Here is a 17,056-nt window from a genome sequence, read left to right on the forward strand (position 1 = left end):
GTTTTTAATACTTAATTCACCACAAAACCTGGTGGTCAATTTGCTCCGGAATTAGGTGGTCAGTTTGCTCCGGAACGGGTGGTCAATTTACTCCGGAATTAGGTGGTCAAATTGACCGGTTTTTCCATAATAGTAAACAGCATCTAACTGAGACTCGCTAACAGAAAAAGCCGCATAGCCGGTTTGCCAAGCAAATTTTTCAAGGATAAGGTCTTCTCTATTTATAAAATGAGAAGAACTTCCTTTTATTTGCTTCACAATGTCTGAGATAGTTCTTTGTGGATTTTGTAAAAACAAAACATGCACATGATCTGGCATTCCATTTATGATTCTAACTGGGCATCCGAGTTCGGTTAACTCTTGCCAGATAAAATCATACATTCTCTTCTCAATTGAAAAATCAATTAATTCTTGACGATGTTTCGTTGCCCAAATTGCATGAATCCATAATTTGGTATAGGATTGTGACATAAATAAATTAGCAAAATTTCTGCTAATTTACAATTTTATACAATTTATCTGACAAACGAATACGAAAAGGAACTTCAAAAGTAACCTTATCACCAATATTTGCTATGTTAGTTTCAGAACCATTCACTATCATTTTATCTAAAATCAATTCCTGCTCACCTGTTGTTGGACCGGAAATTAAGATTTTATCGCCGATTTGCAAGGTCTGGTTTTCAACTGTAAACTGACCTACTTTAGCTTTTACATAATAATGCTCCGCTTTTCCAAGCAAGGCTTTCTTTACTTTTATTTTCTGATGGATATCCGCTTGTTTAGCTCCGCTATGTTCGGCTCCACCTCGGGTTTCGGCTGTAGCCAAAGCAGTATCAGCTAATTCTCCTGAATGCTTGAATTTCAGATTTTCAGATTTTCCTTTTCGAAAAACCTTGTTACCCACCTGTTTTCCGGTTCTCAGACGAACCTGATCCACCAAAGGCAGGTGAATAATATCCAGACATTCTGTAGAGCAGCAGTTTTCCATTGCTGCTTTACATTCATCACATTGAATAAACAACAAATGACATCCGTCGTTTTCACAATTAGTGTGGTTATCACAAGGTTTTCCGCATTGATGACATTGTGAAATGATATCTTCGGTAATTCTTTCGCCAAGACGATTATCGAATACAAAGTTTTTCCCGATGAATTTGCTTTCAAGGCCTTCTTCTTTTAGCTGTTTGGCGTAATTGATGATTCCGCCCTCTAACTGATAAACATTCTTAAAGCCCTGATGTTTGAAGTAAGCGCTGGCTTTTTCACAACGAATTCCGCCCGTGCAATACATGACGAGGTTTTTATCTTCTTTATGATTTTGAAGCTGTTCGTTGATAATCGGTAAACTCTCCCTGAACGTTTCTACATCGGGAGTGATAGCATTTTTAAAGTGTCCCACTTCGCTTTCGTAATGATTTCTAAAATCAACAACAATTGTATTCGGGTCCTCTAATATCTCATTGAATGCTGCGGCTTTCAGGTGAACGCCTATATCGGTAACATCAAAAGTTTCGTCATTAAGACCATCGGCAACGATTTTGTCACGAACTTTAATGGTGAGTTTTAAAAAGGAATGATCATCATGTTCAACCGCTTCATTCAGTCGTATGCCTTTCATGAAATCATACATTTCAAGAGTTTGTCTAAAGGCTTCCAGATTTTCTTCAGGAATACTCATCTGAGCGTTTATTCCTTCTTTGGCAACATATATGCGGCCCAAAGCATCGAGTGCGTTCCAGGCTACAAATAAATCATCGCGAAATTTTTTGGGATCTTGAATTTTGGCATACGCATAGAAAGACAACGTTAGTCGTTGTTTACCGGCATCATCGATCATGATGGCTCTTTCTTCTGCGCTTAAAGTGTTATACAGTTGCATGCTATAAACTATTTAAGTTAAGAAAATATTTTTTGAGGTGCAAAGGTATGAAAAAGGTTCAAAGTTGCAAAGGTTTGTTAGGTACAAAGGTACAGAGTAACAAAGGTTCAAAGGTTTTAAGTCTGATAGTATTAAAAACAAAAAAGCACTAAATTAATAGTGCTTTTTTTAAAATCTTTGTACCTCTGTACCTTTGCATCTTTGAACCTTTAATTAGCAATACTCATTAAAAGCATCCTGTAAGTTCTCAGCAATCAATTCAGCAGGGCGGCCTTCGATGTGGTGACGCTCTAACATGTGAACTAATTCTCCGTTTTTGAATAAAGCCATAGATGGCGATGATGGAGGAAAGGGAAACATATGTTGTCTTGCAGCATCAACTGCTTCTTTGTCAACTCCAGCAAAAACTGTAATTAAGTGATCTGGTTTTTTAGCTCCTTCTAAACTCATTTTTGCTCCCGGACGTGCATTTCTTGCAGCACAACCACAAACAGAGTTTACAACAACCAAAGTGGTACCTTCAGCTTTGATAGCGTTATCTACCGCGTCAGCACTATGTAAATCTTGAAAACCTGCAGCAGTCAATTCAGCTTGCATTGGTTTTACCATTTCTTCTGGATACATATTTCTTTATTTTTAAATTTTACTTTTGAACTGCAAAGTTACAAAGTTTAGTCGCAACTACTTAATTTGAAGTATAAAGTTTTGTTATAGTTCGATTGTTATTTACTAAACTTCTTTTGGTACGGATAGGTTTCGTAAACAGTATTGTCTTCATTGATCGAAAATCCCTTTGCAGCATCTTCTCTGGCAACACCCACCAATGCTACTACTTCTTCTTTTGTTTTTCCCTGTTTCAGCCAGCAGATGGCTTTGTAGTATTTGGCATCTGAGAATTCCGGATATATTTTAAGGGCCTTATCAAAAATAGCAATTGCTTCGTCCCATTTTTTAAGTTCATATTTAGCAATTGCCTGATAAAAATAAGCCGTGGGATGTTCTAATTGTTGTCTGTTTTTATAGATGTCATTGACATAATCGTCAAAAAGCTGCTCCGCTTTTTTATATTCATTGAGCTGCAGGTAACAAAGTCCCATATAAAAACCATACGTATGATCCATTCTATAACCGTTGCCATATAGTTTAATGCATTCTTCCAGATCTTTAATCGCGTCTTTATAATTTCTTGAGAAAATACACTTCATAAAACCTCTATACGGTAACCACTCCTGCTTGTTATAGAAAACAGCTTTGTCCAGAAATGCCATTCCGACTTCATACTTTTTACATTTAAAATACGGCATTGCTTTCTGTTGCCATAAATAAGCGACCGTACTGTCTTTTTTCAAGCCCTGATCCAGGCAATCCTGCCATTCGGTCATTTCATAAACATAATTGTGCTTCTCTGCACAATTCGTCAAAAACTCCTCCACTAATGCATCATGTGCTTTGTTTGTCGATACTTGTCCAAAAGACAGAAGAGTAAAAAAGAAACTGAATCCTAAAGTAATATTTTTCAAAGGTTATTGTTTTTGGTTACATTTATCTGAGCGAAAAATAACGCTAAATAACGCTTTTATAAATGGTATTTTAGGGCACTTTAAAATAACTTTAACATCCTGGACAAAAGTGGTTTCTTCATCCAAAAACTTAAAAATCAATTGGGGATTTCCTTTTTTGAATAAGGATGAAAAAATACGGCTTCCCAATTCATTATGACGGTGCAGAATATCCAAAAGCAACAAATCATAAAACCAAAATCTGCTCTTTTGATGAAAAGATGCCATTTTAGAAGAAGGATCATGTTGTAGAAACTGAACTAATGCTGCTGATTTTTTATCGGAATTTTTAAACGTATAACCTGTACTTGCTTTAGTCCAGCCACCGGCTGTGCCGATATTTAAAACCCGTTTGGTATTTTTCTTCCAGAAAGGATAACAGGTCATGGGGATACTGCCCTGCTCCTTTTCGGTAATTTCGTATTGGTCAGCTCCAAGGTTTCTCAGGTAAATCTGAATCTCATTTTCGTATTCTGCTACGGGAAGAAGATTTTCAGAAAACAGCGTATATTCTACTAAGGCTTCGGTTTCAGAAATAGGCAATACGTACATAAAACGTGTGTTCCCTCTTTGCTCTACCGAAAAATCCATAAAAGTGGCCTGATCCGGATGAAAGATTTCGGATTCACTTTTTACAAACCAGCCGACAAAATGCTGCTGTAAAACAGGATATTGGGTTTGATTTAATGCAAAACCTTTGCTATAAATACTGTTGAATAAAGAATCACAGGTATAACAGTTCGCTTCCGTTCCCACAAAAACATGGGTTTCGAGTTCATTGATATCGGTTACTTTTTCATGTAAAAAAGTAATATTGGATTGTTTTGAAATTGTTTCGAGGACAAAATTATAGAAGTCCAATCCGCGAATCTGATTGTACTGATAGGGTTTCAGCACTAAATCACGTTTAAAATTTTCGTTGACAAATAAAGCCGAATCCCATTTTTTAGAGATTATTGAATCCCAAAGTGATTCTTCCTGACCCCAAAAACACCAGGTTCTGTCGTTTGTCTTTTTCGCGTCTTCGTCTAATAATAAAATAGTTTTGCCAGAAAATTTACCGGACACTGCCATTTTATAAACCGTCATCAATGCGGATAGACCTGTTCCGGTAAAAATATAGCTGAAGTGTTTGATTTCTGAAGATTGCATTCCCAAAAATAGCAAATTTTATTCTTTCAATTTTTCTAAAAGAAGGTTAAAATCTTGAGGTCCGAGATAATTACTGTACTGCAAAATGATCTCATTTTTCTCATTCAAAACACATAAAACCGGATACACGATTTGATTGTTTACCGTTCCTAATTGTAACGCCAATTCATGAACACCAACGTTATTGCCCGATGGCTGATATTTAAAAGTCTGATTATTAAAAGTAATAGCTCGTTTTTCCTCAGCATTCAAATCCACAAAATAAAAATCGAGATTCAGTTTCTCAATAATTTTCTGATTTTTAAAAGTGGTATTTTTCATTCTCTGGCAAAACTGACACCAGTCGGTATGAATAAAAACAATTATTTTTCTCTTTTGAATGTGGTGTAAGCTATCGACTTCCTCAAAAGACCGCGCTTTGAGCTGGCAGAATCCTGTTGCAGTAATTCCTAAAAAGAAAAGTATTAAAGTTAGTTTTTTCATTTGGTTTGTTTTTTTTGCTACTCCCGATAGCTATCGGGAGTGGCAAAAATATTTATCTCAAAGTATATCTTAACCCAAAAAACCCGCGTATGGTCTGATTTTGCCCGTACACGTAAGTCGTGTCAAAAGTTAACCCATACGGATTATCCGGAGTATCGACTATTTGGCCTTTTGGAATCACGTTACCCCTCATACCAATAGCGGTCCCATCGGAAGTCTGCACGTTTTTGTCAAAAGGGTCATTGGTTCTTGAAATCAGAAACGGATTATTTTGTTTGGGTGTAAAATTCAGCAAGTTCTTGATTCCGCCGTAAAGCTCAAAATTCTTCCATCCAAAATAGGTAAACTGAATATTCTGAATACTGTACCAGGGCGATTTCGGACTTCTTGGATCTAAATCGCTCAGCAAAGGCAGTTTCATTGGGCTATAGACATTACCGGTATAATCCAGCAATAAGTTCATCGAATCTATCTTATAGGATACACTCCAGGTCGATGTGAATTTCTCGGTTAAAAAAGGCGTTTGGGAAACTCCGTTTTCCACATTTTTGTTGTCCAGAACAGTCGCCCCGACTATAAACTTCAATCCTGACGGAAAATTCAGGTCTACATTCGTGCTGATTCCCTGACTTAACGCATAACCATTGATATTGTCGTAAATAATTTTATTCGGATCCGTGATATAATCGGATATAATTTTGTTACTGAATCGCGTATAAAAAGCCGTAGTTTCAATTCCGATAAACGTTCCGTTGGTAAAGTTTATTTTCTGGATATAATTCAGATTCACATTCACCGATTGTTCCGGTTTTAGATCACTTTTAATGACCACATCTCTCGAACCGGTAAGTGCTGCGTGATCTTCGGTGAATAAATTTACGACGCGAAATCCCGTTCCCGCGTTCAGGCGGAAAATGGTATTATCATTCTTTTTCCAACGGTATGCCACTCGTGGTGTATAAATAGAACCGTGAATCGAATTGTAATCATAACGCATTCCCAGCAGCACCTGACTTTTGGGCGACAGCGTAATTTCATCCTGAACAAAAATTCCCGGCAGCCAGGTATTTTCGGCTGCTTTTGTGGCAGCGGTATTATCGTCGTAATACGAATATCGGGTTGCCATTCCGGCAAGGAAATCATTTCGGCCAATTTTCTTATCCCAGGTCAGTTGCAGAAAACCAATTTTCTGATTGGCGATATACGAAGTAGTTCCGTAGCGACTGTCCTGATAATGCACGTTTCCGGAAAACGAAAGCATCAGTTTTTCCTGAAAAGGCAATTGGTAACTTCCAATCAGTTCCCCTCTTTTAGTATAAATACTTTCGCCGTAAATTTGATCCCCGCCCCGGTACTTCTTCTCCCAACGGACGTCCCCACCCCAGCGGTCTTCATACATTCCGCGTGCTGCGATCGTAAACAAACGGTTATTCCCTCGTAAAAAGCTCCATTTATTAAAAACCGAAATCCTTTCCGACAGTGTTACATCCGTAAAACCATCTTTATCTTTATCTACAACCTCATTGTAATTAAAGTAATTGATTCCCAAAAGTGTTGTTGCTTTTTTCGATGGATTGAATTTCATTCCCAAATCTACATTTGTTTCCAGATAAGTGGTTGAAAAAACATCAGCAGAAAATAGCGGCGCATTTGTTGGATTTTTGGTAATAATATTAATGAGCCCGCCAACCGCCTCACTTCCGTACAAAGAAGAAGCAGGACCTTTTACAATTTCGATGCGTTCCACCAGAGAATTCGGAATTCCTGACAATCCATATACCGTTGAAAGGCTGCTCACAATGGGCATTCCGTCAATCAAAACCAGCGTATAAGGCCCTTCAAGTCCGTTAATGTGAATATCACCCGTATTACAGACACCGCAATTGAGCTGCGGCCGGACACCATTTATGTTTTGAAGCGCTTCATAAATACTCGGCGTTGGGTTTTTCTTAAAGAAGACCGGCGAATAAACCTCAACCGGAACAGCACTTTCCAGTCGTTTTACGGCTTTCAAAGTTCCGGAAACGACCACTTCATTGAGTTGATTTTCGTTATCCGTCAATTCAAAATTATAGGATTGAAGAGAATCTTTCACCACTTCTATCTTCTTTTTCAAAGTCTGAAAACCCATTTGAGAAACCTGGATGGTATAATTTCCAACAGCAACATTTTCTAATCTGTAATATCCTAAACTATCCGTCACCGTTTTATATTTTGTTCCTGTTAAATGAACGTTTGCCAACTGCAATTTATGGCCATCTCCGGAGATAAATCCGGATAGAACTGCAGTTTCCTGTGCAAACGAATATTGTATACCAAACAAAAGCAAGATCAAAAATAGTTTTTTCATTATTTTAAAATTAAATTTAGACAAAACTAAAAATTAAATTTGACAAATATGGTTTAGAACGCTAAAAATATTTAAACGTTTTCTAATTCAATGGATTGTGGTTGTTATTGCCACAGATTTCAAGGATTAAAAAGATTAATCATTTCAATTCGTGAAATCTGTAGCAAAAAAAAGATAGCTATACAAATGATTCGTCAATAAGTTCTTTATTGATCATCGCTCCGGCTAAAGATCCTGATGAAACTGCCATCGCAACTGATCTTGCCTGAATATGGCAATCACCGCTGGCATACACTCCCGGAGCCGTAGTTTTCTGAAAAGCATCGACTTTCAGTAAACCCTGTTCCGTTAATTCACAGCCTAAAGATTCCGGTAAAGGGCAATGTTGCTGAAAAGGTGCCTTAAAATAAATAGCTTTTACTGCTATTTTGGACTGATTTTGAAAGATGATTTGTCTAACATTCCCATTTTCATGGTCGATGGCAGCGATTTCTTCTTCAATAATTTCAACTTTATGTTTCTTCAGGATTTGAGTTTGTTCTAAACTTAAAGTTGATCTTCCATTTGTGATCAGTCGCAGGTCTTTGGTCCAGTTCGAAATCATTTTTGCATATTCAAAACCCATATCACCATTGGCAATAATGGCCGTTTTCTCAGTTTTTACTTCATAGCCATGACAGTAGGGACAATGTATAACTGATATACCCCAACATTCTGCAAAACCCGGAATTTCCGGAAGCAAATCTTTTACACCGGTGGCGAACAGGACTTTTTTAGAAGTGAATTGTTTTCCGGATTCGGTTTTAATTTCAAATCCGTTTTCAGTCCTGATAGCGCTTACTGCCAATCCATTATAAAACTGAACCGTATTGTAAAAATCCACCTGCACTTTCGCTTTAGCCGAAATAACAGCTGGTTTTTCGCCATCTTGTGTAATAAAATTATGCGAATGTGGCGTTTGTCGGTTACAAGGCAGGCCACTGTCAATAACCAGCACGTTTCGTAAAGAACGCCCCAGACTCATTGCTGCCGAAAGTCCGCTGTAACTTCCTCCAATGATAATAACTTCAAAATTTGTTTGTTGTGTCATGATTTTTTATTTTTTTATGTGATTGATAATTTAGAAAATGGCCAATGATCATTCCGATACCGCCAATAAAAATGAGGTCGAGATGAATTTCGAAAAAAAGTTCACTCAAAACACTAATCCAAATCAATGACATTGAAATAAGGAGAATACTTGCGGTTAACAGATTTGATTTTTTAATAATTTTGAGAATTGAAAATAAGCCAATGCTGGCAAAAGTCAAGTCAATAAAAGGACTGTGACTTAATCCTAAAGGCAGAATGGTAAGCAACGGAAAGACCAAACAATGCACCAGACAAATGGTTGCACTGGAAATTCCTAAAATATCGTAAACCGGTGTTGTCTTTTCCTTCATTTCTTGTATATTTGATTAATGCAATTAAGTTGCAAATATACATGAAAATAAGTATCGCAACTATGTTGCAATAATATAATTTAATTCATTTAGTATGAAAACCACAAGGAACACTACAGCAAAGACGGCCGTTACAGAGATTCTTAGCAAATCTAAAACTGCTCTTTCACATTCCGAAATATATAAATTAACAGCTGATTTATGCAATCGTGTTACAATTTACAGGATATTGGATCGACTGGTGAATGATGATATTGTACATAAAATCGTTGACCTTGATGGTACGGTCAAATATGCAAAATGCCATCATTCGCATCCGGTAACGATACACAATCATGCCCATTTCAGCTGCGAAAATTGTCACGAGATTACATGTCTGGAAAGTGTGAAGCCCAGTTACATTATTCCGCACAACTATAAAGTTACCGACATCAATTTTACGTTATCAGGATTGTGTCCGAATTGTTTAAATTCTAACATTTAAGTTTTAGACTTGCCTAAAAATATTGTTGCACGAATATAATTTATACTTATATTTGTTGAAACAACATTTCTACAATGACCAAATCTCTAGAAGAAGTTCACCAATCGGTTGCAACAGAGCATAAAAAAACAGGATTCAGAAAAATATTAGCCTTTTTAGGTCCGGCCTATTTAGTAAGTGTAGGATATATGGATCCCGGAAACTGGGCGACAGACATTGCCGGAGGCAGCCAGTTCGGTTATTCTTTGCTTTGGGTTTTGTTAATGAGTAATTTAATGGCTTTATTGCTTCAAAGCTTAAGTGCCCGTCTGGGAATCGTAACACAAAGAGATTTAGCACAAGCTTCCCGCGAAACGTACTCGAAGTTTATCAATTACATCCTGTACTTCCTGGCTGAAATTGCGATTGCAGCCTGTGATCTGGCCGAAGTGTTAGGAATGGCCATCGGAATCAATCTTCTTTTTGATATTCCGCTGATCGAAGGCGTTTTGATTACGGTTTTGGATACTTTCTTATTACTCTTCCTCATTAACAAAGGCATACGTAAAATGGAGGCTTTTATAATTGTTCTCGTAGCGATTATTGGATTTTCATTTATTTTCGAAATGATTTTTGCAGAACCGGAGCTTGATAAAGTGCTGTACGGACTTATTCCTTCCATGCCGAATTCTGCTGCTTTGTATATTGCTATCGGGATTATTGGTGCAACGGTAATGCCTCACAATTTATACTTACACTCCTCATTAGTACAGACCCGTAAATTCGATCGTACTCCTGCGGGAATCAAACAAGCTTTGAAATACAATTTTATAGATTCTACTATAGCTTTAAACCTTGCGTTTTTCGTCAATGCCGCCATTTTGATTCTGGCCGCAGCCACATTTTATAAAAACGGAATGTTTGAAGTTGCCGAAATACAGGATGCCCATCAATTTTTACAACCCTTACTGGGAACAAAATGGGCACCGATTTTATTTGCGGTGGCCTTAATTGCTGCAGGACAAAGTTCTACGGTAACAGGAACGTTAGCCGGACAAATTGTAATGGAAGGGTACCTGAATTTACGCATACAGCCCTGGGTACGAAGAATCATAACCCGTTTAATTGCCATTGTACCCGCCGTTATCGTGATTTTGATCTATGGCGAAAGCGTTACCGGGAAATTATTGATTCTGAGTCAGGTTATTTTAAGTTTACAGTTGGGTTTTGCGATTATTCCGCTGATTCATTTTGTGAGCGATAAAACCAAAATGAAAGGTTTCCATATTTCTCGAATCACCCAGGTCGTGGCCTGGATTATTGCTTTGATTATTGTTTCGCTAAATGCGAAATTGGTTTATGACGAAATTACTTCCTGGCTGGAAAGTGCCAGTCACCCGCTGATTCTTTGGTTTACCGTGGTTCCGCTTGCTTTTGGATTTTTAGCTTTGCTCCTTTATATAATTGCAAAACCTTTTATCGCAAGGGCCAAATCAGATATTGAGAATCATTCCCCTCATCATTTAAAACTACAATATTCCCCAAGAGAAACGTACAGCAAGAAAAACATAGCCATTTCTGTAGATTTTTCCAAAGCCGATGAAGCGGCGCTAAACAATGCCTTTGAACTGGGCGGAATTGACGCGCAATACACCTTAATTCATATTGTAGAAACTGTTGGTGCGTTAATGTACGGTGGACATGTGGACGATCACGAAACCACGATCGATGAAAAATTATTATTAGAATACAAAGAAATGCTTTCGCAGAAGGGCTTCAGAATCGAAACCGAACTGGGTTTCGGAAAACCCAATACCGTGATTCCGAAGATTATCAACGCCGGTAATTTTGATGTTTTGGTCATGGGAACCCACGGCCACACCGGACTAAAAGATATTTTATTTGGAACAACCGTAGACAAATTGAGACATAAAATTTCAATACCTTTGTTGATTGTTAAAAGATAGATGCAAAGTGCCAGAGTGACAAAGGTACAAAGGTTTAGAAACTATGAGCCTTTGTACCTTTGCAACTTTGAACCTCAAAAAATAAAAAATGACTTTTTCAGAAGAAAATTATCTAAAATCGATATATCACCTTACGACTTCCAACGATTCGGAAGTAAGTACGAACGCTATTGCAGAAATGATGGAAACGAAAGCTTCCTCGGTTACGGATATGCTTAAAAAGCTGGCGGAGAAAGATTTGGTTCATTATAAAAAGTATCAGGGAGTCTCCCTGACAGAAAATGGCAAACTTGCCGCAAAAATGATTGTTCGAAAACATCGTTTATGGGAAGTCTTTTTGGTTGAAAAATTAAATTTCTCCTGGGATGAGGTTCACGATATCGCCGAACAGCTCGAACACATTAAATCAGAGCAATTGATTAACCGACTGGATGATTTCTTGGGAAATCCAACCGAAGATCCGCATGGGGATCCGATTCCGGATGCGAATGGAAGAATCGTTAAGATCGAGAAATACCTGCTTTCTGAATTAAATGAAGGGCAAACCGGAGTTTGTGTCGGTGTAAAAGATACTTCTTCAGAGTTTTTGAAGTATCTGGACAAACAGGAAATTGCTTTGGGATCAAAAATCGAATTTATTTCAAAAGAGTCATTCGATTTATCGTTACGAATAAAAGTGGATAGCAGAGAACTGTGTATTTCTAATAAAATCGCTTCGAATTTGTTTGTGAAGCTGGTTTAGAGAGTTGTTTCACGGAGATTCGCGAAGGATTATACAGAGAATCACAAAGATTTTATCTTTTTGTCAGACTTAGCGAAGTCGAATGCAGCTTTGTGGAGTTACTTCGCCGGAATCCGACTTCGCTAAGTCTGACAAACCAGGTGCTCTCTAGCCCCGATAGCAGTGGAAATCCTTTTGTGGCGTGGTTCGCCACAAAAGATTGAAACGGATAGCGGGATTAGCTCCTACAACCAATCCTGGTATTAAACAATGCCCTTCTCGATCATTTCAAGCATTACGGGTGAAGCATTTTTAAAGGTCGGCTCTTGTTCGATAATACTTCCTGCATTCTTTTTGTTTACTTTAAAAGTCACATCATTGTCTGTTGTAAACAACAAAGCGGTCAAAAACGGATTTTTAATGTAAGTTCCCAACACCAATAGTGCTTCGTCTAAAGTGTGAATGCTTTCTGTTTCTTCGGTTTTATAACGGGTCGTCAGTGAAATTGAATAGGTGTTATCTTCATTTAATACCAAACGAAAATAGATGTTTTTGATTTCGGTATCTCCAATCGTTTTGGCCAGAGTGAGTTTGGCAAAAGTGCCGGCTTGGATGCTTTCTTTGACGCGTTCGCAAAAAAGAGCAAATATAGGTTCGTACATTTTTTTAGGTTCTAAGGTTCTGAGATGCTAAGGTTCTAAGTTTTTTAATCTTTGAGCAATTTTGTGTTAATCCAATCGCAAGGTTCGCTAAGTTTTTAATTTCCTTGTGCCCTTTGCGTAATACCTTGCGAACTTTGCGGTTAAAAAAAATTATTTTCCTGTAAATTCAGCTTTGCGTTTTTCAAGGAATGCTGTTGTTCCCTCTTTAAAATCCTGAGTTCCGAAGCATTTTCCGAAAGATTTTATTTCAGTTTCAAAACCATCTTTTCCATCTTTGTAGTTGGCATTAATGGATTTTATTGCTCTGCTGATGGCAAAGGGGGCATTTTTAATAATCTTTTGTGCAATTCCTTTTGTAAAATCCAAAAGTTCAGCGGGAGCTGTCACATGATTGACCAGACCGTATTGTTTAGCTTCTTCTGCCGAAATCATGGCTGCCGTCATAATCATTTCCATCGCACGGCCTTTACCTACTAACTGAGGCAAACGCTGTGTTCCTCCGTAACCCGGAATAAGTCCCAAAGTTACTTCCGGCAATCCCATTTTAGCATTGTCTGAAGCCACTCTGAAATGACAGGCCATTGCCAGTTCTAATCCACCGCCCAGTGCAAAACCATTAACGGCAGCAATTACGGGTTTCTTTAAATTTTCAATGAAGTCGAATAGTGATTCTTGTCCTTCAGCTGCTAACATTGCACCTTCAACAACGGTATAATTGGCAAATTCCGAAATATCGGCTCCGGCTACAAATGCTTTTTCGCCACTTCCGGTAATGATAATCACGCGAACGTCATCATTTTTCCCTAACATTTTTATGGCCTTACTCAGGTCGCTGATTGTCGCTTTGTTCAGAGCGTTTAGTTTGGCAGGTCTGTTTATTGTTACGGTTGCAATTTTTTCTTCAATTGAGATCAAAAGATTTTCGTAGTTCATAACGCTGTTTTTATGAGTTGGTGATCGGTAATGAAACTGTGAATGTGGTTCCTTTTCCGTAAGTTGATTCAAAGGTAATTGTTCCTTTGTAATTTTCGATGATGTTTTTTATAATTCCGAGTCCAAGACCCATTCCACTTGTTTTGGTGGTAAACTTTGGCTCAAAAATGCGGCTTGTATCCAGTTTCTGAATTCCGATTCCGTTGTCTTTTACGGCAATTTCAACGTTATTATTCCTGCGTTTCACCGTTACGACAATCGATTTATGAAACTGGCTTTCCGGAATGGCCTGGGTGGCATTTTTAACCAGGTTGGTAATAATACGGATCAATTGCGTACGATCCATTTTGGAGATGATATTTTCTTCTTCGCTTTCAAAAACAATATAGTCTTCATTGAAAATATCCAGGGAAAGTTCGACCACTTCAACCACATTTAAGGTTTCGTTCTGTTGGGCCGGCATCGAGGCAAAATTCGAAAACGCCGAAGCCACCGCTGTCATGGTATCAATCTGCTGAATTAACGTTTCGGAATAATCGTTTAATTTCTGTTTTACATCGGGGGCAGTCGGATCAAATTTTCGCTGAAAACTCTGCACTGTCAGACGCATTGGCGTAAGCGGATTTTTAATTTCGTGGGCTACTTGTTTCGCCATTTCACGCCAGGCTTCCTCACGTTCGCTCTGGGCCAGTTTGACCGCACTGGTTTCGAGTTTATCCACCATTCCGTTGTAGGCTTTAATCAGGAAATTGACTTCTTTACTATTCGCTTCCAGAACAATTTTCTCGTTTTTCTGATCCAGATTGGTTTCTTCGAGTCGGTCTGAAATTGTTTTTAAGGACTTGGTGATATAAGTCGAAAGGAAATAAGCCAGGGCAAAAGCAACCAAAAGCATGAAGGAATATACCTGACTTAAACGGATCAAAAACGTATTCAATTCGTTGTCATAATATCCGTCATCTTCCAAATACGGGAGATTTAAAATCCCAAGCGGTTTGAACTTTTCATCTTTAATCAGACTGTAAGAGGATCTGTTTTTTACCCCGTCGATCGTCTTAATATCTACAAAACGCTTTTCAATGGAAGACCGCACCAGTTTCAGAATGTACTCCGGAATGGGCGGCGGTGCTTTGTCGACGGCAAAAGATTCCTTGGAAGATTTGAGCAGTTTCCCGTCAAGGCTGTAAATATTAATTTCTATTTTATGGATCTGGGCCAGCTCGTGGATTTTATCTTTAAAAATCAAATCCAGATTTCCGGTCTTCAGCGGATAGGTCGTGGTAGACAGCACATAGTTAATGTGTTCCTTTACCGCGTTTTCCTTGCGTTCGAGTCGTTCCTGATGGTATTCCTTGGCTTCGTTTTTAAATTGAATAATCGAAATGGAAGCCAGTAAAAAAGATGCCACAACAATCAATACAATCATCGACAGGAAAATCCTGGTACGCAAGGAAAGCATCGACATTTTGAAGTTGTTCAACATAGTTTTAAGTTATGAATTATAAGTTATGAGTTATGCGTCATAAACTTACAACTCATAACTCAAAACTCATAACTATTTTTTCTCTCTAATTCTCTTATAAAACCTAAAGCCCAGCATAATGATAATGGAGAACAAAAAGATTCCGATTACACCATAAATCCAGTTGATGGCGCTTTTTAAAACCACTAAAAAAACAACTGCGAATAATATTATCGTGGCGCCTTCATTCCATAAACGCATAAAATTGTTGGAATATTTCACCTCATCATTTTGCAATTGTTTGAAAATCTGATGGCACTTGGCATGGTACAAATACAGTAAAAAAACGAAACACAATTTTACATGCATCCACGGCATTTTAAGCCAGGCGTTTCCCAGATCAGTAAAAAGCAGCATCCAAAAAGCAAAAATACTGGCCAAAACCGCAGAGGGCCAGGTGATGATGTACCACAAACGATACGTCATTATTTTGTATTGCACCTGCAGAATTTCTTTTTCCGGAGATGGTTTTTCGCTGGCTTCAATTTGGTACACAAACAAACGTACAATATAAAATAACCCGGCAAACCAGGTGATTACAAAAATAAGATGCAGTGATTTTAAGTAGTTATAATATTCCATTGTTATTTGTTTCAAGTTTCAGGTTTCAGGTTTTTTTCCAAAGTTGATTATAACTTGAAACCTTAAACAACTATTATTTCGAACACAACTTATGTCCATCATAAAGTCTTTACTCTTTACTCTTTATTCTTTACTCTTTATTCTATTTTCTATTTTCTATCTTCTATTCAGCCCAGTCGTTAATCCAGTTACTAACGGTCTGACACCATTCGTCGCCGTCATTCAGACAAGGAACAGCCAGGAATTGTTCGCCTCCTTTGGCCTCAAAATCTTCTTTGGCTCGCATGGCGATTTCTTCCAGTGTTTCCAGACAATCCGAAACGAAAGCCGGTGTTACGACAGCCAGATTTTTGATTCCTTTTGCCGGCATTTTATCAATTTCAATGTCGGTATAAGGCTCCAGCCATTTATCTCCTGCTAATCTGGATTGAAAAGTCAGACTGTATTTGTCTTTAGGAAGGCCTAGTAATTTCACCACCTGTTTTGTTGTTTCATAACATTGGTGGCGGTAACAAAAATCATGTGCCGCAGATGGAGTATTACAACAAGAACCGTCAATTTTACAATGCGATTTGGTGACATCTGTTTTACGGATATGGCGCTCCGGGATTCCGTGATACGAAAACAATAAATGATCGTAATCAAATCCTGCTAAATGTTTCTGAATGGAATCGGCCAGGTTTTTAATATAATCGGGTTTATTGTAAAAAGCAGGAACATCCGTAAAAGTCATTTGCGGAAATTTCTTCTTTCTGATTTCTTCAGCCTTAACCAGAATAGTCAAGGTCGAAGCCATCGCATATTGCGGATATAAAGGAAAAAGCATTACTTCGGTAACTCCTTTATCATGTAATTCCTGAAGTCCTTTTTCAATTGTCATGCTTCCGTAACGCATGGCCAATGCAACGGGTACATTTACCAACGGCTGCACTTTCTTCTGCATTCTTTCGGAAAGAACAACTAATGGAGAGCCTTCATCCCACCAGATTTTTGCATAAGCGTGTGCTGATTCTTCGGGTCTTTTTCTCAGAATGATACCTCTGACTAATAAAGCCCTCAATAAATACGGAACGTCAATCACGTATTTATCCATTAAAAATTCGTCTAAATACGGTTTTACGTCTTTTGCGGTTGGACTTTCGGGAGATCCCAGATTTACTAATAATACGCCTTTCATTATGTTATTTTGCTTTAGGCTTTAAGCTTTGGGCTTTAAGCATTTAATTTGTTTATAAAAATTTCGTCAAAAGTATCGTATAGCACTTTTTAGAAATATGATAATTATTACTTTTTATTTATTGTGAAATATCTAAAATCGATTTACTAAGTAGTTGCTCG

17 protein-coding genes are annotated in these 17,056 nt (G+C 37.9%); 3 read left to right on the plus strand and 14 right to left on the minus strand.

From position 1 onward, the window contains the following. Positions 1-87: 87 nt before the first annotated feature. From tnpA to D0817_RS08605, 9 genes are all read right to left on the minus strand, one after another. Positions 88-471, minus strand: a complete 384-nt coding sequence (tnpA, locus tag D0817_RS08565; protein WP_127337988.1) for an IS200/IS605 family transposase — start codon at positions 469-471, stop codon at positions 88-90. A 22-nt stretch (positions 472-493) separates the two neighbouring features. Then, positions 494-1,882: an oxygen-dependent tRNA uridine(34) hydroxylase TrhO gene (gene trhO / locus D0817_RS08570; protein WP_127337989.1), complete on the minus strand. Its 1,389-nt coding sequence runs from the start codon at positions 1,880-1,882 to the stop codon at positions 494-496. A 213-nt stretch (positions 1,883-2,095) separates the two neighbouring features. Beyond that, on the minus strand, positions 2,096-2,506 hold the full coding sequence (locus tag D0817_RS08575; RefSeq protein WP_029271207.1) for a BrxA/BrxB family bacilliredoxin: 411 nt from the start codon (positions 2,504-2,506) through the stop codon (positions 2,096-2,098). A gap of 98 nt (positions 2,507-2,604) precedes the next feature. Next, on the minus strand, positions 2,605-3,402 hold the full coding sequence (locus D0817_RS08580; protein WP_127337990.1) for a tetratricopeptide repeat protein: 798 nt from the start codon (positions 3,400-3,402) through the stop codon (positions 2,605-2,607). A gap of 3 nt (positions 3,403-3,405) precedes the next feature. Continuing rightward, complete coding sequence (locus tag D0817_RS08585) at positions 3,406-4,593, minus strand: lycopene cyclase family protein (protein WP_127338282.1); 1,188 nt, start codon at positions 4,591-4,593, stop codon at positions 3,406-3,408. A gap of 18 nt (positions 4,594-4,611) precedes the next feature. Then, positions 4,612-5,076: a thioredoxin family protein gene (locus D0817_RS08590; protein WP_127337991.1), complete on the minus strand. Its 465-nt coding sequence runs from the start codon at positions 5,074-5,076 to the stop codon at positions 4,612-4,614. A gap of 52 nt (positions 5,077-5,128) precedes the next feature. Beyond that, on the minus strand, positions 5,129-7,426 hold the full coding sequence (locus tag D0817_RS08595; protein ID WP_127337992.1) for a TonB-dependent receptor: 2,298 nt from the start codon (positions 7,424-7,426) through the stop codon (positions 5,129-5,131). A 178-nt stretch (positions 7,427-7,604) separates the two neighbouring features. After that, positions 7,605-8,516, minus strand: coding sequence for an NAD(P)/FAD-dependent oxidoreductase (locus D0817_RS08600; protein ID WP_127337993.1), 912 nt, complete (start codon positions 8,514-8,516; stop codon positions 7,605-7,607). After that, a complete protein-coding gene (locus D0817_RS08605) occupies positions 8,494-8,868 on the minus strand; it encodes a MerC family mercury resistance protein (protein WP_127337994.1) in 375 nt (124 codons plus the stop codon). The genes D0817_RS08600 and D0817_RS08605 overlap by 23 nt, the downstream gene beginning before the upstream one ends. Before the next feature lie 94 nt (positions 8,869-8,962). Between D0817_RS08605 and D0817_RS08610 the strand changes: the two genes are divergently transcribed. From D0817_RS08610 to D0817_RS08620, 3 genes are all read left to right on the plus strand, one after another. After that, on the plus strand, positions 8,963-9,352 hold the full coding sequence (locus D0817_RS08610; RefSeq protein ID WP_127337995.1) for a Fur family transcriptional regulator: 390 nt from the start codon (positions 8,963-8,965) through the stop codon (positions 9,350-9,352). A 74-nt stretch (positions 9,353-9,426) separates the two neighbouring features. Beyond that, positions 9,427-11,298 (plus strand): Nramp family divalent metal transporter, encoded by a 1,872-nt coding sequence (locus tag D0817_RS08615; protein WP_127337996.1) that lies wholly within the window; start codon positions 9,427-9,429, stop codon positions 11,296-11,298. Between the two features lie 88 nt (positions 11,299-11,386). Next, positions 11,387-12,040, plus strand: a complete 654-nt coding sequence (locus tag D0817_RS08620; RefSeq protein WP_127337997.1) for a metal-dependent transcriptional regulator — start codon at positions 11,387-11,389, stop codon at positions 12,038-12,040. A 242-nt stretch (positions 12,041-12,282) separates the two neighbouring features. On the opposite strand, the gene D0817_RS08625 is transcribed toward D0817_RS08620, so the two are convergent. The 5 genes from D0817_RS08625 to hemH form a co-directional block, all read right to left on the minus strand. After that, on the minus strand, positions 12,283-12,681 hold the full coding sequence (locus tag D0817_RS08625) for a hypothetical protein (protein ID WP_127337998.1): 399 nt from the start codon (positions 12,679-12,681) through the stop codon (positions 12,283-12,285). A gap of 150 nt (positions 12,682-12,831) precedes the next feature. Continuing rightward, a complete protein-coding gene (locus D0817_RS08630; protein ID WP_127337999.1) occupies positions 12,832-13,614 on the minus strand; it encodes an enoyl-CoA hydratase/isomerase family protein in 783 nt (260 codons plus the stop codon). Between the two features lie 10 nt (positions 13,615-13,624). Then, positions 13,625-15,040: an ATP-binding protein gene (locus D0817_RS08635; RefSeq protein ID WP_127338283.1), complete on the minus strand. Its 1,416-nt coding sequence runs from the start codon at positions 15,038-15,040 to the stop codon at positions 13,625-13,627. A gap of 129 nt (positions 15,041-15,169) precedes the next feature. Then, on the minus strand, positions 15,170-15,718 hold the full coding sequence (locus D0817_RS08640) for a CopD family protein (protein WP_127338000.1): 549 nt from the start codon (positions 15,716-15,718) through the stop codon (positions 15,170-15,172). A 163-nt stretch (positions 15,719-15,881) separates the two neighbouring features. Further along, on the minus strand, positions 15,882-16,895 hold the full coding sequence (gene hemH / locus D0817_RS08645; protein WP_127338001.1) for a ferrochelatase: 1,014 nt from the start codon (positions 16,893-16,895) through the stop codon (positions 15,882-15,884). Positions 16,896-17,056 lie beyond the last annotated feature (161 nt).

It is taken from the genome of Flavobacterium cupreum (assembly GCF_003996965.1).
GTDB classification, from domain to species: domain Bacteria; phylum Bacteroidota; class Bacteroidia; order Flavobacteriales; family Flavobacteriaceae; genus Flavobacterium; species Flavobacterium cupreum.

Coding starts and splice junctions, on each gene's coding strand:
- D0817_RS08625 (WP_127337998.1), bottom strand. CDS start 12,681: ATGTACGAACCTATATTTGCTCTTTTTTGCGAACGCGTCAAAGAAAGC.
- D0817_RS08640 (WP_127338000.1), bottom strand. CDS start 15,718: ATGGAATATTATAACTACTTAAAATCACTGCATCTTATTTTTGTAATC.
- D0817_RS08595 (WP_127337992.1), bottom strand. CDS start 7,426: ATGAAAAAACTATTTTTGATCTTGCTTTTGTTTGGTATACAATATTCG.
- D0817_RS08610 (WP_127337995.1), top strand. CDS start 8,963: ATGAAAACCACAAGGAACACTACAGCAAAGACGGCCGTTACAGAGATT.
- D0817_RS08635 (WP_127338283.1), bottom strand. CDS start 15,040: ATGATTGTATTGATTGTTGTGGCATCTTTTTTACTGGCTTCCATTTCG.
- D0817_RS08585 (WP_127338282.1), bottom strand. CDS start 4,593: ATGCAATCTTCAGAAATCAAACACTTCAGCTATATTTTTACCGGAACA.
- D0817_RS08630 (WP_127337999.1), bottom strand. CDS start 13,614: ATGAACTACGAAAATCTTTTGATCTCAATTGAAGAAAAAATTGCAACC.
- D0817_RS08600 (WP_127337993.1), bottom strand. CDS start 8,516: ATGACACAACAAACAAATTTTGAAGTTATTATCATTGGAGGAAGTTAC.
- D0817_RS08615 (WP_127337996.1), top strand. CDS start 9,427: ATGACCAAATCTCTAGAAGAAGTTCACCAATCGGTTGCAACAGAGCAT.
- D0817_RS08620 (WP_127337997.1), top strand. CDS start 11,387: ATGACTTTTTCAGAAGAAAATTATCTAAAATCGATATATCACCTTACG.
- tnpA (WP_127337988.1), bottom strand. CDS start 471: ATGTCACAATCCTATACCAAATTATGGATTCATGCAATTTGGGCAACG.
- trhO (WP_127337989.1), bottom strand. CDS start 1,882: ATGCAACTGTATAACACTTTAAGCGCAGAAGAAAGAGCCATCATGATC.
- D0817_RS08575 (WP_029271207.1), bottom strand. CDS start 2,506: ATGTATCCAGAAGAAATGGTAAAACCAATGCAAGCTGAATTGACTGCT.
- hemH (WP_127338001.1), bottom strand. CDS start 16,895: ATGAAAGGCGTATTATTAGTAAATCTGGGATCTCCCGAAAGTCCAACC.
- D0817_RS08605 (WP_127337994.1), bottom strand. CDS start 8,868: ATGAAGGAAAAGACAACACCGGTTTACGATATTTTAGGAATTTCCAGT.
- D0817_RS08590 (WP_127337991.1), bottom strand. CDS start 5,076: ATGAAAAAACTAACTTTAATACTTTTCTTTTTAGGAATTACTGCAACA.